General features: G+C 42.9%; 18 protein-coding genes and 1 riboswitch. Of the genes, 8 read left to right on the top strand and 10 right to left on the bottom strand.

Going from position 1 to position 22,337, the window contains the following annotated elements:
- Positions 1–65: 65 nt before the first annotated feature.
- The gene (gene ade / locus ACCB35_RS05925) at positions 66–1,811 is read left to right on the top strand and encodes an adenine deaminase (RefSeq protein WP_374056178.1); all 1,746 of its coding nucleotides are present in this window, start codon (positions 66–68) and stop codon (positions 1,809–1,811) included.
- A gap of 296 nt (positions 1,812–2,107) precedes the next feature.
- On the opposite strand, the gene ACCB35_RS05920 is transcribed toward ade, so the two are convergent.
- Positions 2,108–3,619 carry a flotillin family protein gene (locus ACCB35_RS05920; protein WP_044339763.1) on the bottom strand — a complete coding sequence of 504 codons (1,512 nt, stop codon included), beginning with the start codon at positions 3,617–3,619 and terminating at the stop codon, positions 2,108–2,110.
- Between the two features lie 202 nt (positions 3,620–3,821).
- Positions 3,822–4,011, top strand: a riboswitch (cobalamin riboswitch).
- A 147-nt stretch (positions 4,012–4,158) separates the two neighbouring features.
- Between ACCB35_RS05920 and ACCB35_RS05915 the strand changes: the two genes are divergently transcribed.
- A complete protein-coding gene (locus ACCB35_RS05915) occupies positions 4,159–4,632 on the top strand; it encodes an acyl-CoA thioesterase (protein WP_044339765.1) in 474 nt (157 codons plus the stop codon).
- A 115-nt stretch (positions 4,633–4,747) separates the two neighbouring features.
- On the opposite strand, the gene ACCB35_RS05910 is transcribed toward ACCB35_RS05915, so the two are convergent.
- On the bottom strand, positions 4,748–4,990 hold the full coding sequence (locus tag ACCB35_RS05910; protein WP_374056965.1) for a hypothetical protein: 243 nt from the start codon (positions 4,988–4,990) through the stop codon (positions 4,748–4,750).
- A gap of 185 nt (positions 4,991–5,175) precedes the next feature.
- Between ACCB35_RS05910 and ACCB35_RS05905 the strand changes: the two genes are divergently transcribed.
- The 6 genes from ACCB35_RS05905 to ACCB35_RS05880 all read left to right on the top strand — a co-directional run bounded on the left by ACCB35_RS05905 (position 5,176) and on the right by ACCB35_RS05880 (position 12,250).
- Positions 5,176–5,427: a hypothetical protein gene (locus tag ACCB35_RS05905; RefSeq protein ID WP_374056177.1), complete on the top strand. Its 252-nt coding sequence runs from the start codon at positions 5,176–5,178 to the stop codon at positions 5,425–5,427.
- Between the two features lie 48 nt (positions 5,428–5,475).
- On the top strand, positions 5,476–5,838 hold the full coding sequence (locus ACCB35_RS05900; RefSeq protein ID WP_374056176.1) for a hypothetical protein: 363 nt from the start codon (positions 5,476–5,478) through the stop codon (positions 5,836–5,838).
- Positions 5,839–5,961: 123 nt separating this feature from the next.
- Entirely contained in the window at positions 5,962–7,212 is a 1,251-nt protein-coding gene (locus ACCB35_RS05895) for a helix-turn-helix domain-containing protein (RefSeq protein ID WP_374056175.1), read from the top strand.
- 295 nt (positions 7,213–7,507) lie between these two features.
- Positions 7,508–11,584, top strand: a complete 4,077-nt coding sequence (locus ACCB35_RS05890) for a S8 family serine peptidase (RefSeq protein WP_374056174.1) — start codon at positions 7,508–7,510, stop codon at positions 11,582–11,584.
- Between the two features lie 135 nt (positions 11,585–11,719).
- On the top strand, positions 11,720–11,971 hold the full coding sequence (locus ACCB35_RS05885; RefSeq protein ID WP_374056173.1) for a YuzF family protein: 252 nt from the start codon (positions 11,720–11,722) through the stop codon (positions 11,969–11,971).
- A gap of 93 nt (positions 11,972–12,064) precedes the next feature.
- Entirely contained in the window at positions 12,065–12,250 is a 186-nt protein-coding gene (locus ACCB35_RS05880) for a hypothetical protein (RefSeq protein WP_374056172.1), read from the top strand.
- Positions 12,251–12,290: 40 nt separating this feature from the next.
- On the opposite strand, the gene ACCB35_RS05875 is transcribed toward ACCB35_RS05880, so the two are convergent.
- From ACCB35_RS05875 to ACCB35_RS05840, 8 genes are all read right to left on the bottom strand, one after another.
- Positions 12,291–13,064: an arylamine N-acetyltransferase gene (locus ACCB35_RS05875; protein WP_374056964.1), complete on the bottom strand. Its 774-nt coding sequence runs from the start codon at positions 13,062–13,064 to the stop codon at positions 12,291–12,293.
- Between the two features lie 116 nt (positions 13,065–13,180).
- The gene (shc, locus tag ACCB35_RS05870; RefSeq protein ID WP_374056171.1) at positions 13,181–15,049 is read right to left on the bottom strand and encodes a squalene--hopene cyclase; all 1,869 of its coding nucleotides are present in this window, start codon (positions 15,047–15,049) and stop codon (positions 13,181–13,183) included.
- A 112-nt stretch (positions 15,050–15,161) separates the two neighbouring features.
- The gene (locus ACCB35_RS05865) at positions 15,162–15,875 is read right to left on the bottom strand and encodes a DUF2161 domain-containing phosphodiesterase (protein WP_374056170.1); all 714 of its coding nucleotides are present in this window, start codon (positions 15,873–15,875) and stop codon (positions 15,162–15,164) included.
- A gap of 209 nt (positions 15,876–16,084) precedes the next feature.
- A complete protein-coding gene (nagE, locus tag ACCB35_RS05860) occupies positions 16,085–17,533 on the bottom strand; it encodes an N-acetylglucosamine-specific PTS transporter subunit IIBC (RefSeq protein WP_374056169.1) in 1,449 nt (482 codons plus the stop codon).
- A 168-nt stretch (positions 17,534–17,701) separates the two neighbouring features.
- Positions 17,702–18,604, bottom strand: a complete 903-nt coding sequence (locus ACCB35_RS05855) for an ABC transporter permease subunit (RefSeq protein WP_374056168.1) — start codon at positions 18,602–18,604, stop codon at positions 17,702–17,704.
- Positions 18,601–19,515: an ABC transporter permease subunit gene (locus tag ACCB35_RS05850; protein ID WP_374056167.1), complete on the bottom strand. Its 915-nt coding sequence runs from the start codon at positions 19,513–19,515 to the stop codon at positions 18,601–18,603. The genes ACCB35_RS05855 and ACCB35_RS05850 overlap by 4 nt, the downstream gene beginning before the upstream one ends.
- Positions 19,516–19,527: 12 nt before the next feature.
- The gene (locus ACCB35_RS05845) at positions 19,528–20,574 is read right to left on the bottom strand and encodes a DUF5937 family protein (protein ID WP_374056166.1); all 1,047 of its coding nucleotides are present in this window, start codon (positions 20,572–20,574) and stop codon (positions 19,528–19,530) included.
- A gap of 262 nt (positions 20,575–20,836) precedes the next feature.
- Positions 20,837–22,324: a glutamate synthase subunit beta gene (locus ACCB35_RS05840; protein ID WP_374056165.1), complete on the bottom strand. Its 1,488-nt coding sequence runs from the start codon at positions 22,322–22,324 to the stop codon at positions 20,837–20,839.
- Positions 22,325–22,337 lie beyond the last annotated feature (13 nt).

Genomic DNA, 22,337 nt, shown 5'->3' with positions numbered 1-22,337 from the left:
TCTCTCTCTACGTCAAACCTCGGGTGCATCCCGGGGTTTTTTTATATAGATAAGGAGAGGATCCCATGAGTACCAATAAAGAAAGACTAAAAAAACGAATTGCAGCTGCGAATAAAGATATCCCGGCAGATCTGGTTATTAAAAATGGAAAAATCATCGATGTTTTCAATCTTGACATCATTGAAGAAGATGTGGCGATTTCAGATGGGATGTTCGTTGGAATTGGAGATTTTGAAGGTAAACAGGTAATCGACGCAGAGGGGAGATATATTAGTCCTTCCTTTATCGATGCACATGTTCATATAGAATCCTCCATGGTCACACCGTCCGAATTTGCAAAAGTCGTCCTCCCACATGGGGTCACGACCGTTATTACAGACCCCCATGAAATCGGGAATGTATCCGGAGAAGAAGGAATCGGATTCATGCTAGATGATTCCCGGAACATTCCATTAGACGTGTTTACCATGCTCCCATCATGCGTGCCGGCAACACCGTTTGAAAATGCAGGGGCAACCCTGACAGCCAAGGAGCTGGACCCTTTCTATAAGCATGAGCGTGTCCTTGGACTGGCAGAGGTAATGGACTACCCTTCCCTCCAAAAAGGCGAGGATTCCATTGTCGATAAAATCACTGTCACCTCGGAGTATAGTCACAATATGGACGGACATTTAGCAGGACTTTCCACAAACGCGATCAATGTGTATAAAGCGGCGGGCATTCGGACCGATCATGAATGCACCACCGTCCCTGAAGCATTGGAACGGATACGACGAGGGATGTACCTTCTCATTCGCGAAGGATCCGTGGCCAAGGATTTAAAATCACTTATAGGTGTAGTGAACGAAAGAAACGCCCGTCGTTGTCTATTTTGTACAGATGATAAACATTTGGATGATTTGATGGAAGAAGGCAGTATCGATCACAATATCCGCCTAGCCATCCAAGAGGGACTCAATCCTCTATTAGCCATTTCCATGGCCTCCTTGAATGCTGCTGAATGCTATGGGTTACACACAAAAGGAGCCATAGCACCTGGATACGATGCGGATTTTGTATTATTGGATGACCTTAAAACGATCTCTATATCAGAGGTGTACAAAGAAGGAAAACTAGTAGCTGCACATAGTCGATATGTTGGCGAATCAATCGTAAGACCGGCGCCAACACCACCTCTGACTTCAACTGTCCATATTCCGGATCTCACTGAAAAGGATCTGCAAATCGAGATAGGCGGAACAAATAAAGCACATATTATTGAAATTATCCCTAACCACCTTAGAACCAATAAACGGATTGAAAAAGTTCAAGTAGAAAATGGATTCTTTATCCCTTCTATTCAACAGGACCAACTTAAAATGGCTGTCATTGAAAGACATAAAGGGACAGGAAACATCGGCTTGGGCATAGTAAAGGGTTTAGGATTGAAAGAAGGAGCCATCGCCACAACCATTGCTCATGATTCTCATAACATTGTCGCAACTGGTACAAATGATCGTGATATGCTGCAAGCCATAGAGTCGCTTAACGAAATGAATGGCGGCCTGGTGATGGTGAAAGGCGGAAATGTCATTGCTTCTCTTCAGTTACCGATTGCCGGGTTGATGTCTGATCAGGGATTTGAAGAGGTGGTATCAGGGCTCAGGGAGTTGAAAAATGCGTTTATAGAAATAGGATTTTCCGGGGACTTTAATCCATTTCTGACTCTCTCTTTTCTCACATTGCCTGTTATCCCTGAGTTGAAGCTGACGGATTTAGGATTGTTTGATGTTAATGGTTCCCGGCATATTGAGGTTGGGGTAGAGGGTTGATGGGTTTGTTTGGCTGTTGAATTATGCTCTTTTTTTGACAGTTAAATTAATATGTATTTTCACCTGTTTAATTCCTTGGGAAATTTAACTGTTGATTTTTAAAATTTATTTAACAGTCGAATCGTCCACAATCTGAAATAGATCTGCTGTACCAGGTACAATTTATCCTATTTGTACCTGGTACAGTGGTCATAACAATAAGTGCCAGGCACAGAATCAACATTCCGTGCCTGGCACTCATTTTATCCCACTCAAAAAAAGAGATGTCTCCATACACCCGAGACATCTCCTTCACTTTATTTACTTTGACTCTCTTCTTTTACGTCTGTTTCTTCCTTTTCGTTCGTCACTGCGACTTCCTTGTCAGCTGATTCAGAGATCGCTGGCTGATAAGGTCTCTCATGGGTTCGGTTTGCATATGACTTCAGTAATTCACCTACATCGATGCCTGTCATCTCACGCAATGGTTCCTGCATATCAAGCATCGTTCTGGTGATGCTTTTCCCAAAGGAAGGGACTCCCTGGCCATTACCGGAATCAATGATCTTAACGGATTCGATGTTGTTAAGCGGCTGGGCAATTTTCTCTGCGAAAACTGGCAGCATTTCGATTAGTTTCTCAGTAATGATGACATCTCCATGTTTCTCCATTGCCTCAGCAAGCAGTTTACGGGATTCGGCTTCCGCCTTACCACGTTCCCTGATAACATCGGCTTCGGCAGAACCTTCTTCCCTGCGGATCTTGGCTTTCGCCTCCCCGTCAATTTCAGCCTTCCGAGCTTCCGCTTCCGCTTTACGAGTGGTTTCGTAGTATTCGGCATCGGCTTTTGTTTTACGCACTTTTGACTCTTCTGCTTCAAGCTTGACTGCACGTTCTCGCTCGAGGAATTGAAGCGTTAATTCCTCTTCCTTCACTTCCTTGGCTAATTTAGCTTTTTCCAGCTCATAGGACTGTTCGGATTTTGCTCTTGCCCGCTCTGTTTCTTCTTTGAAGGATGCGTCTTTAATATCCTTTTCTTTTTTGGATTCGGCGATCGTGATTTGACGCTTGTATTCTTCTTCTTTCGCTTCCTGATCGGTTTGGGCACGGTGAATACGGGTTTCTCGCTCTGTGTTTGCTTCTGCAATTTCAGCTTGCTTGCGAACCTCGGCGATACGTGGACGACCAAGATTTTTCAAGTAGCCATTTTCTTCGTCTGCATCCCTTATGTCAGTCAACCCGAGTGACGTAATTTTGAAGCCCATGAGATCCAGCTGCTTCTGGGCAATTTCCGAAACGTCAGCGTTAAATTTCTCACGGTTGCTGTTGATGTCTTCAACAGTCATTTTCGAAAGAATCGCACGAAGATTACTTCCCAGCACTTCGATGATTTCATCTTCAATTTCTTTTTGATCCTTACCAAGGAACTGCTCAGCGTAGTTCGCAATTCCGTTTAATGTGTCGGCCACCTTCACCATGGCCACTGCGTCTGCAACGATTGGTACTCCGCCATTTGTGTACACTCTCGGTGTCGATAATTTCAATTGGAAACTTGTTAGATTAACAGGTGTGGATGTTTGGAAACGTCTTAACCTGTACCCACCACCCCTGATGATTTTCATGGAACGCCCTTCCTGGTCGGTGAAAATATTCGTTTCCTTTTCAGGATCCCCCAGTTTCGGTCCGGTAATGATCAGTGCCTGGTTGGATCTCGCTGTACGATAGCGGAACCTCATCCAGAAATAATACGCGATCCCTGCAATAGCGGCAATAACCAGAACAGGAATAAGGAACATGAAAAATCCGATAATACTTAACGATCCTAGCATTCTGACAACCCCTCTCAAACTTTTCTATAAATCAGTCGAACAACCGATTTATTATTTAATAAAATTGCTAGCTACACTATTATTTACGGAATAGTTGTAGAAAAGTTTCAATATTTAGGTAAATTTTCTAATTTATATCCATTAATACCCACCAAATAAAGCCCTTCCTTCTCATTCCTGTGATAAAATAAAAGCGTTCACAATTTAAACATTGCTCATTGGTGAAGATGATCAGGTCATCTTCTTAAAAGGGAAGTTGGTGAAAGTCCAACGCGGTCCCGCCACTGTAAAGCTGAGATTTCGTATGGTTCCACTGTTTCGCATCGAAATGGGAAGGAATATGAAATTGCTGACGCTGAGCCAGGAGACCTGCCAATTGAGAAGAACACAGAGTTCCTACGGGAGATAGGAGGGTGTTGCGCTAATGAGACGTCACAAGAGGAATTATAGTACTCAGAACGTTTACCTGGAATAGCCGCATCTTCTTTTCAAAGGAAGATGCTTTTTTTATTTCAGAAATTAAACTGGGAGATGAGAAAATGGAACAAGCTTATTCGGTAGAGCGTTCAAAAACCATACAAACAAAATTGGTATTGCCACCAGACACCAATCATATGCAAACGATTTTCGGAGGAAAGATCCTTTCCTATATTGATGAAATTGCGGCACTATCAGCAATGAAGCACTCCAGCTCAGTCGTCGTCACGGCATCGATTGACTCCGTGGATTTTTTGTCGTCTGCAACGGTCGGCGATGCGTTAAGTCTGGAAGCCTACGTTACGTCTACAGGTCGAACATCCATGGAAGTATATGTAAAGGTCTACTCTACGAATCTCGTAACGAGTGTCAAAACCCTGACGACTGAATCATTCCTTACGATGGTGGCCGTTGATGAAAATGGAAAACCGAAGCCGGTGCCAAAGGTCATTCCACAAACGGAAGAAGAAGTGCGGCTTTTCAAGACGGCTCCTTTGCGAAAAGAGCATAGAAAAAATCGTGCGCTTATTTTGTAAACAGCCCGTGATTGTTGACGATCGAGACTACAAAAACACTCAGAGTTTTCTATGCTCTGAGTGTTCAAGAATGCCAATCTACTAAATAAGATTATTAGGAAGTACACCTCTTTCCCTAATTCCCCGTTCTATATGGCACCATATATTTAGTAAAGTAGGCTCCAACAAATAGGAATACAATGGTTAGAAACCAACTGATGATCCCCCTGAATCCCAGCCAATGAGCCAACAGGTTCATTATTGCAATCATGAAAAAACATATGGATGGTAAAGCTGTCTTAAAACCAGTAATACCTGCCGCTTTCCTTTTCTTCACTACATAAAAAATAGAGGAGCATAGTGAGATAAGCAGGATCATTGTGAAAATAACCGGTACCAAAAGGGATTCCTCCTTCTAAACTCTTATTTAACCTCCACTAATAATCATATCACTTTTATATAAAGAATTAGCCCATAATTTAGTAAAAGGAATACATATTGTGAAACTTCTTCCATCATTATCCGTATGAATAGTAATAGTAAATAATAGGAAGAGGGATAAGGTTGAAAAAAAATTTTGTCTTACTTGACTTGTTGATGTATGTAGCCCTGCCCCTTTTCGTATGGAATATCATGAGGGATTACATTGGAGATTATTATGCTATGCTCCTCTTTTCTGTTCCAGGAATCATCTATACGGTTTATCGTTTTATCGAAATGAAGAAAGTAAATACGTTTGGCTTGTTCATTTTAGTCACGCTGATTGTCGGTACTCTGATTGACGTTCTGGCTGGTTCCTCCCTCCAACTCCTTTGAAGTAATGTATACTATGCCGCTGCTTTAAGCTTATTTTTCTTCATTAGCATGTTGTGCCGAAAACCGATTTCCCTTTTCTTTGGACTTGACTTCGCAGAACTTCAAGGATACGACCGTTCCTTTTGTAAGCGACTCTATTATAAAAAGCCTCTCTATCGGATTTTTCAATTAATCACTCTATGTTTTGCCTTGAGAAGTGGGATTCTGGCAATTGTTAAAGCATGGCTTATTCTGGAGTACGGAGTTGAAGCATTCGATAAAGGGATAATAATCCGACAAGCCTTTAGCTGGATCATGACCGGGATTACGGTTGCTGGTTTCATATATATTGGAAAAATAATACAGAATTCACCCCAATTAGTGAAAGAAGTGCAGATGGAATTTAATGAGGAAGAGAAAAAATCAGTTTAGAAGCTCAGCTTCTATTGGATTTGGATGTTATTGCCTTCAGACCTCCGTCTTGTTCGTAACCTATAGAATACAGAGAAGATATTTCCTATAATGGATAATAAAATAGTTCATTTGGGGTGTAGTATGATCGAAGGTAAATTAATTAAATTTCATCGTGAAGATTCGGGTTTGACTCAAGAGCAGCTTGCACAGGGGATCTGCTCTACCACACATCTCAGTAAAATCGAAAGAGGAATCACAGAGTATTCCAGTGAAATCACTGATTTACTTGCGAGGAGGCTCGGAATCGATATGGAAGCAGAACGTTCCCGCTATCATTCCCTGCAGGTGAAGTTGTCAGAGTGGAACGATGCCATCATTATGATTCGGACGAATGACATCGATCAATTAAAAAAAGAAATTGAAAAAGAGCCCTTACGATTTCTTTCCGACTTTTTTGTTCACTACAACCTATTATTGGCAAGATATTATCTTTTTTTTAATAAACTTGGAAATGCAAAAGAAATACTGGACATGTTCGAACATAAAAACTACTCTCTTTCCCCTTTCGAACAGAATTTATTGCTGCATGTCAAGGGAATCTATCATCATTCAACAAGGCAGTTTAACTCTTGCATTAAAGTATTAAAACAGATTGACGATGAATATCCGAACTCCGAATATTATTTTCATCTGGCATTAGCCTATCATTCCATTCATTCAAACACTTTTGCCTATTATTATGGGCAAAGAGCTTTGCATTTTTTCCAAAAAACACTGAATATCCTTAGGGTTATCGATTCTGAAACGTTGATTTTAATCCAATTGAATGCCAAAGAACCCTTTGATATGGAAGAAACCAAACAACAGTACGATAAGCTCCTCAGAGTCTGTGAATCCGTTAATTCCAAGGAAAGGGCACATAAAATCCACAACAATCTGGGATTCGAATATTTTAGGAGAAAACGATATTCTGAATCAAAAGAATCCTATGAAAAAGCATTAAAACTTATCAATGAAGATACCCCAGCTTCCCATTATCTAGTCACACTTAGCGGATATATACTGGCTTGTTTGAAAGGGAATCTGCTTTCTTTTGAAGAGCTCAATCAATTAGCGACAAAAGGCCTGAAAATGGCAACTCAGCATCAGGATCCCACCTACGTATTCTTTGAAATATATTTACTTACCATAAAAGGAAATGAACAAGAATTATATGAGTATATTGAAAATACAGCTCTCCCCCATTTCATCAAAACGGGGAGCAAGTTGATGTATCAGCATTATGAAAGACAACTATTCTTATATTTTGTAAAAACCGGGCAAACAGACAAAGGATTCAAGCTTGCATCCGATAAAATGTCCAATGAGATAAGCTATTATGAATTAGAGTAATGACACGACGAATGATAAAAGGAGGTATTCTTTTATCATTTTTTTTCTGGCTGATTTCTCCTTGACTGTTGAGTCAATCTACTTGGTGTATCAAAAACCCCAACTCAATACTCTTTTTTCACTACTTTTCTCCTACTCCCCCTCAAGATCAGAAGGTAAATCATCAATTCCAGACCAATGAGTAGTTAAATAGACACTGTATAAACCCCCATACAAACATCCCAGCTTACAATTTACAATCAAATTGTAATAATATTTCGAATTATGTCTCCAAAACTACAGAAAAGAGGTAGAAATGATGAATGGATCTTCCATCGCAAAGAAATCAGCTGTGATTGCATTATCCACTGGATTACTCTTATCCCCCGTATCGGGCTACTCCTCTCCAACAGCTACGGCTGCGGATTGGAAAGCAGAAACGATTTTGTCTTCTTTGACAGAAGAGCAAAGACAAGCCTTGCATCAACTGGAATTAAATAACACCGAGGGTCTCCAAGGATTTCAACCGAATGAATTGGCATCCACTGAAGAGATTTCCGTCATTGTTCAATTTCAATCCAAACCTGGGCATGTAGCTGTACTAGAAGCTGCAGTAAAAGGAAAAACGGTAAAGAAAGAAGACGCCAAAGCCCAGGTGGATAAAGAACATAAGATGTTTAAAGAAGATGTTGCGAAACATCTATCTCCCAGTCTTGTAAAAGGAAAGAAGATAGAGCCGAAAATCACTGAAACCTATAAAGAATCATATAACGGTGTTGCCATGACGCTTCCTGCCGATCAAGTTGAGCTGCTGCTTAACTCCAAAGCAGTCAAAGCTGTATTTAAAAACCATTCCTATACAGTCGATCCGGTTCAACAAGACCTTCCTGATGATGTAGACCGTGAAATTACGACATCCGTTGAAAGCATTCCTTATTTAAAGGTGGATGAATTACATAAGGAAGGAATCACAGGAGACGGAATCAAAGTTGGAGTCATTGACACAGGTGTCGACTATAACCACCCTGATTTAAAAGATGCCTACAAAGGTGGATATGACTTTGTTGACGATGATGCAGACCCAATGGAGGCAACGTATGAAGATTGGAAGAGTACGAGTGAACCAGAGTTCAGTTATACGGGAAATTCCTATTATACTTCTCATGGTACTCATGTATCCGGAACCATTGTAGGACAAAACGAGAATGATAGTGAAGTATCGGTAGAAGGTGTTGCCCCGGATGCAGACCTATATGTGTATCGTGTCCTTGGTCCTTACGGAAGTGGTTACACAGAAGACGTCCTTGCAGGAATTGAGAAATCGGTTCAAGATGGTATGGATGTCATCAACCTATCATTGGGAGCAGGTGTCAATGATCCTTATTATCCTACTAGTACCGCTCTTAACTATGCCGTATTAAACGGTGTGACGGCCGTTGTTTCAGCAGGGAATGCAGGACCAAATGACTTCACCCTTGGCTCTCCTGGTACAGCTGCTCTAGCTTTGACAGTCGGGGCGAGTGATGTCCCCGTTGCCCAAACCACTTTTACCGGTCAAACGACAAATGGCTGGTCAACCGGCATTGTGAGTATGGCCAGAGGATTTGCTCACACATTTGCCAGTCTGGAAGAGCAATCACTGGAATTAATAGATGTCGGCCTTGGGTATGAAAAAGACTATGAGAATAAAAATGTAGAAGGTAAGATCGCTTTTGTTCAACGAGGAAATTTTGCTCTGAATGACAAGGTGAAATTTGCCAAAGAACATGGTGCTAAAGCCGTGATCATGTACAACAATGCAGAAGGTCATGTAGGATATAACCTCGGAGAATCAGCCCACTTTGTTCCGGCTTTCTCGATGACAAAGGCTGCCGGGGAAGAATTAAAAGCAGCAATCGCCAGTGGCACATCAAACTTCACGTTTACGAACTTAGAAGAAAGCTTTACAGAAGGTGACCAGTTAGCCGATTTCAGTTCAAGAGGTCCAGTCAACAAAAGCTTGGATATGAAACCTGAAGTAGTCGCTCCCGGGGTCAGCGTCCTATCTACTTTCCCTTCTTATATGATCGATCCTGAGAACACGGAGGACTATCAGTATGCTTACTCAAGACTTTCGGGAACTTCGATGGCTTCTCCTTTCACAGCGGGAGTTGCAGCTTTATTATTAGGAGAAAATCCGGATCTTGAGCCTGCTGATATTAAAACCATTCTTATGAACTCTTCCGATCCTTTGAAGGGAGATTACAGCGTATTTGAGGTTGGGGCAGGAAGAGTGGATCCGTACCAAGCTCTTCACAGTCAGACAAAAATCCAAATAAAAGACAAGACGCTACTTCCTAACGGAGAAGAACTAATTGCAATCGATAACCCGACTGGTGGACTGAGCTTTGGAAATCAGGTGGTGGCAGAAGGGGATCATCTCCGAGTACAAAAAAGCTTTGAAATCATCAATAATAGCGATGAAAAGAAAACCTTTAACATTACCTTTGAAGAAAATGTACAGGAAGGTACCCTCAGTCTCAAGGAAAATGGAGTTGAAGTGACTTCTGATACGTCCATTAAGGTGAACGGAGGCAATAAAAAGACCTCAAACCTCTTCCTGACAATGCCAAAAACCGCCGCAAAAGGGATTTATGAAGGATACCTTGTCGTGACGAACCGAAATGACCAAACAGAAAGCTACCGTGTGCCATTTAGTGTGAAGAGATCGGAGGAAGGCTTTAATACCCTTGGATTGTTATCCCCTACCTATGCCCCTCCACACTATACGCATGGTTATGATCCATTCCGCTATCCATGGGCACTTGTTGAATTCAACCTGAGTTCACCGATGGAAAGCATGGACGTGATCCTGCAGGATGGAGAAACAGGTGAAGATCTGGGATTGATCGGTACCATTGGTTTACAGGGTGCCCTGCTGGATAACGACTACTTATTAAGGGCTTTCCAGGGTGGCTATTTCGCATTTACAGGCGATAAGAAAAATCCCGTTTCAAAAGAAATGAGCATCGCTAAACCGGGTCACTATAAAATCAAGTATGCGATGAAAGATCCAAAGAGTAAAGTAAAAACAAAAACAGAGCATTTCTATATTGACATTGTAGGTCCTTCGTTCAAGAGTTCTCTGGATGGTGAGTCTCCGTTCCTTGAATATAAACCAGGTCAGGAAACGTATCCTTTTGAGATTGAAATTACAGATCCACTTATTGAAGACATGAAAGAAGAAGGAATCGACGCAGATCAATCTAAAAACTTTATGATTTATTATTGGAATTCACCATTCCCTTCCTCCCCTCTTTATATGGATGAGAGCGGTAAGTTTGTCGAAGAAATCGCAATGAACGAGAACGTGGATGCCCTCAACTTTAGAATGAAGGGGTATGATATGGCCGGAAACAACACTCCAGAGAAGAACTATTTCTTCATTAAAGAAGGCACACCGAATGCATATCTGCAAACCGAAGTCGATACCGTTGTAACAGGTGAAACCGTAAAGGCAGCCTTAGTACTTGATAATGTTGAGGATGCAAAGGAAGCCACCTGGACATTTGAAGATTACTACGGAAAAAATCCGGAAGTGATCGATGCCCAACTATCCGGGAAATTTTCAGATAAAGCGTCCTTGACACTTGAAGGAAATCAAATCAAAGTAACGTTCAACGAACCTGTTCAATCATTCGACCATAGCACAATTGTTGATGTGCAAGTAAAGCTTCAAGATGAAGTGTTCACTAAACAAGACGTTCTGGATCCAACAGTAACCATTACAAATTCTAACAATGAAACAATGAACCTATTGCATGCTGGTGCTGGATTCTCTGTAAATCCTGACTTTAATTCAATAAAGGGATTCGTAAGCCCTGAAGGATTCGATACCGGTAATGGCTACAATGCCAAAAAGGATTGGGAAAAAGCAGGTGCAAACGTAGAATTCAAAAATTCTACTGGGGACGTCTTTATTCCATCTTCCATCACGGATAATGGTGAGTACTCCATCGAGAAACTCCCATTAAATAATGACCCTTATGAGATAACCGTAACACTACCCGGTCACTTCTTAACTAAGAAGAATAATGAGAAAATCGGATATGAATACAATGGAGAGCTTTATGGAAAATATCATAGAGTGAGCAATATGAAACCCGTTGGAGGAGACGTCAACCAGGATAATGTCATCGACATCCATGATGCCCTTGCCATTCAGAATGCCTGGAACACAAACAATCGTGCTGCCGACATCAATTTCGATGAAGTGGTGGATGCGAATGATATGAAGTTTGTTCAAGAGAACTATCTGTTACAGAATGAGCATGTTAAGGATGCTCCTGGTCCAGTTGAATCAATTGACGGAAAAACATTGGATTCGATTTTAGAGGAATTAGGATTGAACTAAATATCTGCCAGAATTAAAGGAATGGGCCCTCATCCACCAGGGTCCATTCCTTTCTGCTTTGAATACTACAAACCACCTATCCTACATACAAATGAAGAGATAACTTAAAAACTTCATCTTGAAGGAGAGTGCTTTATGTATAGCTATTATCAGCCTTATGATCGTAACCAGGGCTTGAATGTAAATACTTCCTATACCACATTGATTGATCCATTCGTCGTCAGCAGACTGCAGTCCGTTATGGGAAAAATGCTCATTGTGGAGACCACGAAAGACACGATTCGAGGCGACTTGATCGAGGTTCAACCGGATCATATTGCCCTTAAAGCCGGTGACTCTGTATTTTTCGTGAGGATTCAACAGATTGTCTCCATTATGCCTGTGTAAATAGTCCATTTGCCCATTAGACAACATCGGGAATCTTGGGCTCAACTTACACATCCCTCAGACATATACTACCCTGAGAGGAGGCATGACAGAATGGATCGTTTTATTCTTTTGTTGGTAGCGGGTATTTTATCCGGATTTGCATTATTGAAAGCTCCTTTAGCAGGAACGTTTTTAGCGAGCATCGCTCCGGTAACTGACGTCATTGGCATTTTAGCAATTCTTATATTCTCTCTTTTCCTTATATATAAAGGAGTTTTGGAAATACTCGGTAAGTAAAAAAAGACTCAGATTTTTTCTGAGTCTTTTTTTATGCTTATTATTTAAACCAGATGTTCAATAATTTTTTATATCCCTCGTGATCGATTACCTCTTTCGTCATCTCTCCATCCTTCCAATGTGTAAAGGACGTATCGGTTAACGTTACATTCCCGTTATCAGTCCGTTTTGTCAGCAATGGATGCTTGTTAAAAGGGGAACCTGAATGTTTGGCAATAATCGTTTGAATGTCATTCAATTGAGAGACATCCTTTATGTGATCACCCGAATCGAAAGCATATCCGGTTTTCCATTCCGAATGCTTATGTTTTAATTTCATTTCAAAAATATAATCTCCATGGGGACTGTCGGCCTTTTTGACTCTAAACTCCCCATTTGAAGAAACGACAGCTTCTCCCGATAACGGCACTGGTTTTAACGGGAGATTCCCTCCAAAACCTGTATCAATCACATAGGTTGTATCCTTATGTGTGACTAAAATGAGCACATGAGTTCTTCCTGACGTCTGGTACTGCTTTTTATCATGATTGTAGACGACTCCACGAACGAGAACCGCATCAAATCGATTTTCGATCAAAAACAAATAAAACAATGAATTCAATTCATAACATAGACCACCTTCGTTCTTTACGAGCATTTTATTCATTAGATTTTCTTTGGTAAGATCGGTGAATGTATTTTCGATAACGCATAGATTTTCGAATGGGATGTTTTTAGCTGTTTCTTCTAAAATGGTATCTAATTGTTGAAAGGTGATTTTCGCTTTGGTTGGATAATGGATCCTTTTGCGAAATAATGTATTTAAATCGGTGATGGTGAACCCTCCATTTCTAAAAAGAAACTTTCCTATCTGTTAACTATTTTTTTACTCTATTCAATGTAGAATTTCAAGAAAAACACCTCCAAAACAATCTTAATAAGGGATGGACCTCACCCGTATTTCTCTTTGTACCGGCTTAGTGTAATCAAGGGCCATATCCACCGGTAGCTATGGTAGTGTATATAGAAGTGTCCTGGAAGACCGACTCCCGTGGGATACGTTTTGGATGGGTCATCTGATGCTCCGTTTATTAATTCGAGAAGCGCCATGATTCCAAGGTCGATTGCAGGGGTTGGTTTGTCTTCGATACAGATGAGAGATTCCAGTGCCCATGCAGTTTGTGAGGGGGTACTGAAGTGAAGAGGCACGTATTTCTTCTCCTGATCACTGTAACAGGATTCTCCCCAGCCCCCGTCTTTGTGTTGAATTCTTTCCAGCCATGCTTTTGCTCTTTGGATATGTTTATCAGAAGAAGGAACTCCCGTTGCTTTCATTCCCGTGATGGCCGCCCATGTTCCATAGATGTAGCAGACACCCCAGCGCCCATACCATGAGCCATCGTCCTTTTGCATCAGTTTCAGCCACTGAACCCCTCTTTTCACCTGTGGATGATCCTTGTTCAATCCTGCCCGGCTGCCCAGGAATTCCAGTGCTCTTCCTGTTAAGTCAGGGGTTGATGGATCGATTGCCGCTGCCTCTGCCCCGTCCATTGGAAAAGAAGTGAGAATAGGTTTCGTCTTGTTTTTTTCAAAAGCCGGCCAGCCTCCATCACGGTTTTGCATACCGATCACCCATTCAATCCCACGGTTCCATGATTGCCGGATTAGTGGACTTTCTGCAGCTGAATAGGTAATGGCCCTGAGAGCCGCCGTCGAATCATCCACATCGGGGTGAATGGTGTTGCTCTCAGAAAAGCCCCATCCTCCAGGCTTTATACCACTCTCCATCGCCCAATCTCCATAACGAAAATGTTGTTTCTTAAGGAGGTACTCCACCGCCTTCTCTACGGAATGGTCTCCTGCATCCACACCCGCTTCCTGAATAGCATGGCTGATCAGTGCTGTATCCCACACGGTGGAGGGAGAATTCTGTAGATGAATGCCTTCCTTCGTTTCGCATGCCATCTTTTTCAAACCCTGCACAGCCTTTATAATGATGGGATCATCCTTCTTGTATCCCAAAGCCAACAGGGCATAAATCATATAAAAGGTCGTGCTGAAGTAACTCAGATACGTTCCATCTGGTTCAATCCGTTGAAGCATGTACTGCTGGGCAAACTGCCGGCCCTGTAGATGAAGGTGGGATGGAATATTTATCAAGGACTGCAGGCCTTCGTTGATTTTCGAAAATAATTTCAGCTCCCTTTCACTGTATTTTACTTCTTGTGGTCTGCGGGACAGATGCTTTATTTGTGGTATGTCGTTCATTTTTATCGAGAACTGCTGGTCTTTCAGCAGCAGTAGTGGTGCCAAATGGGCTCGTGCGTAGCTGCTGAGATCCCAAAAATTCAAGGGGAATTGTTTCGGGATCATTACAAACTCGATGGGGATCGGAAGCAAATGCTTCCAATCATATTGTCCATTAATCGCAAGCATAAATTTAGTAATCGAGTGCGCCCCATTTAAGCCACCCTTTTTTTCTATAAAATGTTTGGTTTTCTCAAGTCTCTTATCATCGCCCTTTACCGTTCCGCTATACAATAGGGCAAAGTAGGCTTCAATCGTTGAAGACAGATTTCCTTCCTTCTCATCTTCAAAAAGCTTCCATGTCCCTTCCCTTGTCTGCAGCTTCCATAGTCGATTCACCAGCCGTTCCACAAACTCTTCATCATGCATGTCAAGTGAACGCAGGAGAATGATCATATACGCATCTGTCATCACGCTATTTTCAAAGCAGAAGGACCAACTTCCTTCTGCATTCTGTTTATCCTGAAGATCACTCACCAGTTTATGAATCGTATTCTCAATCTTCTTTTTCATAGACCTATCCTCCCGATATCTGCTCTGCTTTTATGTATATGTGAAGAATGCGGGTACTAGTAGTGAGATGCAAAGAAGAGCCTTTTTCCCGGTTTCAGGAGTCAGGCTCTTTCTATTGTTCTTCTATTTTCTTTAAGTAATAGCTTACGAGTTCGGGATACTTCTCCAGCTCCGACTTTCCTTGCTCCGTTATCTGGTAGACTCCCCTTTTCACCCGCTCAAACCAGCGGTAATAATTCTTCTGAAGAATGGATGGGGTTTTCGCACCCGTGCCCAACTTGGTTAAGTTCCTCGGTGACATTGGCCCGTGTTTTTCTAAGTAACAGGCTATCTGAATGCAGTTTTCCTTGTAAGCCGTCATGATTTTCGTCTTATTGCTTCCGCCTACATTGTAATCTGCACTGCGCCCTTCGATTTCCTTTACAAGAGCCGCCCTTTTTCGCTTACTGTTCTTCATACTCTTACTCCGGTCAAAGGTTTCTGGATGAATGACAAAATCAAGCTTTGGCGTTTTCGTTGTAAACGAAACGGTGATCAGACCAAGCTCCAATCTGCGGACCAAGTGGCAGACATCATTCCACCGCTTTGACCGGGGACGCTTCGGTTTCGGGATTGCAATGTAGACAAGGTCTGTGAGTCTCTGACGCTTTGTCGCTTGAATAAGAAGCTCGACATTCAATGAGAGCTTCAATTCCACAATCACGAGTTCGTCTTCTTTAAAGGCAGTCACATCACAATCGTTCACTTCACCGTTCACCTGGTATCCCTGTTTGTGAAAATGTTTTTGGATCGGTTGATAGAGATCCGATTCTTTAAGTTTCTTCATGGTACAAACCTTCCTGGGAAAGAATTCTATAGGGTAAAGTATAGACTATTCGAGAGATTTTTGCAGTCTGGGAAAAAAAGAGGCCCCAACTCCTGTTATTGGAATTGGGGAAAGCATTGGAATTGGTTTATCTGCCGATTGAAAAATAGACAGCCATATTCATGATACTATCTGACATTCTACAAAAAACGACAAATCCCCTTCCCTTTCTATCCTCTAATCCTCTCAATCTCATCAGCCACAAACTGCACCGACGTCCCGACAATCACTTGAATGCTATTTTCCCCGACCACATGAATGCCCGGAACTCCTGTCGCTTTGATTCGCGCCTGATCCACGGCATCCATGTCCTTCACTTCCACTCTCAATCTTGTTATACAATTATCAACGGATGTTACATTTTCATCTCCGCCGAGTCCTGCATAGATCTCCGTTGCCATCACGGCAAACTTTTCGCTTTGAGTATGAGCTGTTGCACTCTCCCCGACGGCTTCTTCGCTGTCTTCTTCACGCCCTGGTGTCATAAGATTGAATTTCGCGATCATGAAACGGAACAAGAAATAGTAGAGAAGAGCAAATACGACACCTTGTATGAGAAGCATATACGGAAGGTTCGCTAACGGAAGTCTTGAGCTCAGGACAAAATCGACGAATCCTGCGCTGAAGCCAAATCCTGCCGTCCATTGAAAGAAGGAGGCAATGGCCAGGGATAACCCTGTCAGGACCGCATGCGCTACATAAAGGGCAGGTGCCACAAACATGAAGGCAAACTCGAGAGGCTCAGTCACTCCTGTGAAAAAGGAAGCAAAACCGGCAGCCAGCATCAGTGACGCCACCTGCTTCTTCTTATTTGGTTTTGCAGCATGATAGATGGCAAGCCCCGCTGCAGGAAGACCAAACATCATGACCGGGAAGAACCCAGCCTGATACATTCCCGTCACACCTTTTTCACCCTTACCTGACCAGAAGTTCCCGATATCATTAATACCGGCAACGTCGAACCAGAATACGGAATTCAATGCATGATGCAATCCTGTAGGAATTAATAATCGATTAAAGAAGCCATATAAACCAGCACCAGTGAAGCCGAGCCCGCTGATTTCCTTCCCGAATGAAACCAGGGCAGTGTAGATGACCGGCCAAACGAACAGCATCACGCCTGATACAACCAGCATGGCAATCGCCGACATGATCGGAACCAATCGTTTTCCGCTAAAGAAAGCGAGTGCATCCGGAAGCTTCACAGAACTGAATCGATTGTACATAACTGCCGCAACGATCCCTGACAGAATCCCGACAAACTGATTACCGATTTTCTCAAATGCAGGATTGACCGATGCGGCATCCACACCTTGAAGCAGTGCAACTGAGTCCGTTGAAAGGAGTGTTGTAATAACGAGATAAGCGACCAACCCGCTCAGGGCTGCAGAACCATCCTTTGTTTTGGCCATCCCGAGCGCCACCCCGACCGCAAACAGAATCGACATATTATCAATGATCGAAGCGCCCGCCTTGATTAAGAAAGCCGCAATCGGACTATCCGCACCCCAACCAGTCGGATCGATCCAATACCCGATCCCCATCAGAATCGCGGCGGCCGGCAGAACGGCAACCGGAAGCATTAACGAACGACCAATACGCTGAAGATATTTCATCATTTTGTTTTCCCCCTATCAGTCTTCAATTTTTGTAAAATATAAGTGCGTCCCTTGGACAAAACTCTTACATTAGACAATATTCCTATTCCGAATTGTTTAGAAGTGTATATGGTGACCTTTCATACTTATTTTCACTTACTTGTTCCATAGTGAATAGAGCCTTTGTACTCAGGGATTTTTATTCGATTTCTCTAAATCATTGACCACCTTGTTGACCAGCAGAATCAAAAAAGAATATGCCATAACAGGAAACAACACAATATTGGGCTCCAACAACAACTCTCCATATCGACTTCCGATCAAACCTGCCCATTCATACGTCGAACTGGAATAAACGTTGAACTGATCATGCTCCTGTCCCGACGTAATAACGGTCCCTCCTATAAAAATATGAAAAATAGCGAGATGCAACAGGAGAGTGAGAACCTGTACGAGCTGCCTGCCTGACAAAATGATGAGTCTCGGGAGGAGGTGGGGAAAAACATGTCTTCTTGAACGATGATAGGAAGATCCACCCAGCACACGTGCACTATCCATGAAATCATAAGCGTGAATAGTCCTTACCGTTTCCCCGACCATTTTTGCTGTAGTCGGGACACCTACTATAGTGAGGACAAAGAGCTGTAAAAAAATTGATTGGGGCTGTGTTAGCGAAGGAGCACTCCTCAACTCATACAGTAAAAAAGGTGCCAGCCAGATAATTGCTATCAGGGACTGGGGGACGAAGGTGAATGCCTGGAGAAACCCTTCCACCCATAGTGAAGTAAACCAGTTTTTAAGCCATACTCCCAGAAAAGTCGCAAGGATGATCCTAAATGCGGTGACAATGAATGCAAATAACATTGTCCACTTCGCCCCGATCACCAACAAATAATATAGATCCCTTCCTTCCCGGTCCGTTCCAAGCCAATATAAGCTCGAAGGCGGGTATGGAGTAGTATCCACCACTGCACCATTTTCGTCATACAAAAATGGCTTGGGGACGGGTTCTTCTTTTACAAATGGCCAGATGACGCTCACGAGAAAAATCAAAGCGAGTAGATATGCTGGGAGCACCCTTGATGATTTCAACCTTTCCCTCCTCCCTTCGTTCCATAAAATCGCTGCCGGTAGTGAATTGTACCTTTTATCACTATAAAAAGTGGTGTCATTAAGAGGATCAGCATGATTGCCCTCGATGCCGCAGGCTGATCTCCCATGATAAAGGTCATGATCCCGCTGCTATGAAACAGGAATTCGAGGACCACGAGATTTGTAAGCAGGACAAGGGTGATGACGGGTAAATGTGCCAGGCACTCCATGACCGTATTTTTAAAAATGTGGTGGAACGAAATGGCAGCATCGGAGATCCCTTTTGATTTTGCAAAGAGTACATAATCCTTTTCCATCTCTTCCTTCATGAAAAGAAGGTTGATTTTAAGGAGATATATGCCCGGGACGATGCTTAATGTTAAAAGTGGTAAGAGATAAGCCGGTTTTTCGCTGGTGGAATAGGCTGCTGCAAGTTCAACCCCTGTCTGTTTGTAAAACCACACAACAGATAATTGAATGCTAAATATAAAGAAGGCGTCTGGAAGTGATTCAAGAATCCCTACGGTGGCAAGCGTCATTTTCTTCAAAAAAGGATGTAGATGGATATACATCAAACTCGCCATTGCGGCAATTAATAAGGCTAATATGAAGCTTCCCAGAAGTAAGGATAAACTATAAAAATAGGAATCTGTTATATAGGGAAACAAGTCCATTGTGACCACCTGCTGATGGAATTCCTCGGACCTCGCTTCAGGCATTCTGGCGTAGGATCTGGTTTCCGAATGTACATAATATGAAAGTGTGTGCGGCTGCAAAATATCCATCAGGATCGTTAGGATAGTTGATGTAAAGGTCTTTAAGCCCCCAATCAATGCGGGAGAAGCCAGTAGGAGAATGATGCCTATGCACGTCAATCCATATTGTCCTACTTCTTTAATGAATTTCACCATGAACATAACCCCTTATGTTAAATCAGACTCATATATAAATTGTTCTAATAAAGGCAGCGAGATGAACTGACTAAGGTCCGCCCGCAGCGACTCCATTTTCTCTCTGTTTCCTGAATAAAAAATGTAATAGCCTTTCCGCTCACTCTTCACCAGCCCGGACTTTTGGAGAGTTTTGATGTGACTGGAGATGGTCGCTTCAGCTAGGTCATGTTTTTCCGCAAGCTGTTTTGTACTGTATGGATGCATCAAAACATCCCGCAAGATCTTTAATCTTGTTGCTTCTCCCAAGGCTTTGAACATAAGCACTAAATCTATGGGTGGCTCATCATTCGACGCTTCAGTCTCAGGTACCGCGACGTGCAATCCCAGGAAAAGACTTCCAGGATATACACCAAGCATGACATGAGGGGTAATGAAGGTAGATGGCTGCAATGTGAGATGGGAATATTCTTTTAACGAAAAACGATACGTCTCACCCTTTTGCACCTTAATGGTCGACCCTTTTAGCGTAACATCAGGATGGAGCTCATTCAGTGCATCGAGAGAAGACTGATCAAGCTTTCGCTGGAAAGTGGCGGAAGCCCTCGTAATCCAGGGCAGTATCCGGAACAATTCCCGTTGGAAAATCTTTTCGTTGTATTCGTAAAGGATCTGGTGAATATGATTCTTCCATTGCTTCGGATGTTTCAGCAAATCTTTTTGATGATGGTTCAGCGGCGACATACGGTTATCTTTCCTCCAGCCTTGAAGCGATTCGACCCTGTACTGCTCTCCCAGCATATAAAAAACGAATGCTTCATCAGGCATGGAACAAATAAATTCGATAGCTTCTTCTGTTGAGGACTCATTAAGCTTGTATTCGTTGCGGATGTTCATGAGATACAACCACTCATAGGTCAATGATCCAATCATGCGAATATCAGAGACCATTTCTTTTGAAAGCAACGCCTCTGTGTCCGCCGCCCACTTCCTGCGATAAGGATGATGGACAGGATTACACAACACATGCAAACTCGCCACCAATTCATTAAATGGTGAAAACACAATTTCAATACCCATAAGGACTCCACCTCTAACTGATTCGTTATTTACCTAATCAAATTCTAAAACTGGATAAATTAAACAAAACTTACGGTATATGGAGGTATTTGTCAAGAGTGTTTTTGGGGTTTGAGGGACGGACCTTGGAGTTCGAAATAAGGAATGTTGTGGTTATGGGGGGGGTGGCGGATGGTTGTAAGGGAGGTCCGTCCCTCTTTAGACACGCAAAAAAACCCCCGTCAGGCATCAAGCCCGACGGAGGTCCGTCCCTCGTTCTCTATTAAGGTAATTCAGTTGTGCCCATGAGGTAGCTGTCGCATTCGCGGGCTGCTTCGCGGCCTTCGTTGATGGCCCAGACGATGAGGCTTTGGCCTCGACGCATGTCTCCTGCAGCGAAGACTCCATCGACGTTGGTCAGGTATTTACCGTATTCTGCTTTAACGGTGGAATTGCTGTTTGTTTCGACTTCAAGTTCTTTGATCAGATCTTGTTCCGGACCACTGAATCCGATAGCCAGAAGGACAAGGTCTGCTGGCCATACTTTTTCTGTTCCAGGAATTTCATCGCGGATCTTGTTTCCAGCCTCGTCATAACGAAGTTTTACATTAACCGTATGAACTTCCTTGATATGACCATGCTCGTCACCGACAAACTTCTTGGTCATGACAGCATACGCACGTGGATCTTCCCCAAGTACTTCTGCTGCTTCTTTTTGACCGTACTCCACCCGGTGAATGACCGGGTATTGCGGCCAAGGGTTGCCGACTTCATCACGCATGGCACCCTTTTTATCATAGATATCAAACTGAGTGAGGCTTTTACAATTATGCCTTACAGAAGTCGCTAAACAGTCTGTACCTGTATCTCCTCCACCGATGACGATGACGTTTTTCCCTTCAGCAGAAATATAGTTTCCGTCTTTCAGGTTAGAATCCAATAAGCTTTTTGTATTCGCATGAAGGAATTCCATTGCGTAGTGAACGCCTTTCAAATCCCGCCCATCCACTTGGATGTCACGATGAACGGCCGCTCCCCCGCAAAGGATTACCGCATCAAAGTTTTCACGCAGGTTTTCGACTGTGTAGTCTTTCCCGACCTCCGTATTCGTAACGAATTCAATGCCCTCTTCCTCTAAAATATCAACGCGGCGCTTCACGACTGAATAAGGCAATTTCATTTCCGGGATGCCATATGTCAATAATCCGCCTACACGGTCATTTTTTTCGAAAACAGTCACAAGGTGGCCTGCTTTATTCAATTGAGCAGCAGAGGCTAATCCTGCAGGACCTGAACCAACGACCGCGACTCGTTTACCTGTGCGGTGTTTGGGTGGCTCAGGAATGACCCAGCCTTCTTCGAACCCTTTTTCAATAATCGAGCGCTCCACTGTTCTGATTGCTACAGGCGGCTCATTGATTCCAAGTACGCATGCTCCTTCACAGGGTGCCGGACAAGCAAAACCAGTGAACTCCGGGAAGTTGTTCATTTGATGCTCACGCTTAAGGGCTTCCTTCCACTGTCCCTGGTACACAAGGTCATTCCATTCCGGTATTAAGTGATAAACGGGGCAACCCGTTGTCGCTCCGTTGATTTCCATTCCAGACTGACAGGTAGGAACGCCGCAATCCATACAGCGCGCCCCCTGTTTCTTGACTTCTTCTTCCGAAAGAGGAGAGGTGTAATCGTTCCAATCCTTCGTTCGTTCAGCTGGATTTCGCTCATCTAATGTTTGTCTTTTGTATTCCATGAATCCAGTCGGCTTTCCCATAATATCCCCCTCC

The sequence above is a fragment of the Rossellomorea sp. FM04394 genome, assembly GCF_041889765.1.
Classification (GTDB): Bacteria; Bacillota; Bacilli; order Bacillales; family Bacillaceae_B; genus Rossellomorea; species Rossellomorea aquimaris_B.
Note: the sequence above shows the minus strand (reverse complement) of the source record. Positions and strands in the feature narration are given on the sequence as shown.

Excerpts from the sequence above, each read along its gene's own strand:
- ade (WP_374056178.1), top strand. The coding sequence starts at position 66 with ATGAGTACCAATAAAGAAAGACTAAAAAAACGAATTGCAGCTGCGAAT.
- ACCB35_RS05920 (WP_044339763.1), bottom strand. The coding sequence starts at position 3,619 with ATGCTAGGATCGTTAAGTATTATCGGATTTTTCATGTTCCTTATTCCT.
- ACCB35_RS05915 (WP_044339765.1), top strand. The coding sequence starts at position 4,159 with ATGGAACAAGCTTATTCGGTAGAGCGTTCAAAAACCATACAAACAAAA.
- ACCB35_RS05910 (WP_374056965.1), bottom strand. The coding sequence starts at position 4,990 with ATGATCCTGCTTATCTCACTATGCTCCTCTATTTTTTATGTAGTGAAG.
- ACCB35_RS05900 (WP_374056176.1), top strand. The coding sequence starts at position 5,476 with ATGTTGTGCCGAAAACCGATTTCCCTTTTCTTTGGACTTGACTTCGCA.
- ACCB35_RS05895 (WP_374056175.1), top strand. The coding sequence starts at position 5,962 with ATGATCGAAGGTAAATTAATTAAATTTCATCGTGAAGATTCGGGTTTG.
- ACCB35_RS05890 (WP_374056174.1), top strand. The coding sequence starts at position 7,508 with ATGATGAATGGATCTTCCATCGCAAAGAAATCAGCTGTGATTGCATTA.
- ACCB35_RS05885 (WP_374056173.1), top strand. The coding sequence starts at position 11,720 with ATGTATAGCTATTATCAGCCTTATGATCGTAACCAGGGCTTGAATGTA.
- ACCB35_RS05880 (WP_374056172.1), top strand. The coding sequence starts at position 12,065 with ATGGATCGTTTTATTCTTTTGTTGGTAGCGGGTATTTTATCCGGATTT.
- shc (WP_374056171.1), bottom strand. The coding sequence starts at position 15,049 with ATGAAAAAGAAGATTGAGAATACGATTCATAAACTGGTGAGTGATCTT.
- ACCB35_RS05865 (WP_374056170.1), bottom strand. The coding sequence starts at position 15,875 with ATGAAGAAACTTAAAGAATCGGATCTCTATCAACCGATCCAAAAACAT.
- nagE (WP_374056169.1), bottom strand. The coding sequence starts at position 17,533 with ATGATGAAATATCTTCAGCGTATTGGTCGTTCGTTAATGCTTCCGGTT.
- ACCB35_RS05850 (WP_374056167.1), bottom strand. The coding sequence starts at position 19,515 with ATGGTGAAATTCATTAAAGAAGTAGGACAATATGGATTGACGTGCATA.
- ACCB35_RS05845 (WP_374056166.1), bottom strand. The coding sequence starts at position 20,574 with ATGGGTATTGAAATTGTGTTTTCACCATTTAATGAATTGGTGGCGAGT.
- ACCB35_RS05840 (WP_374056165.1), bottom strand. The coding sequence starts at position 22,324 with ATGGGAAAGCCGACTGGATTCATGGAATACAAAAGACAAACATTAGAT.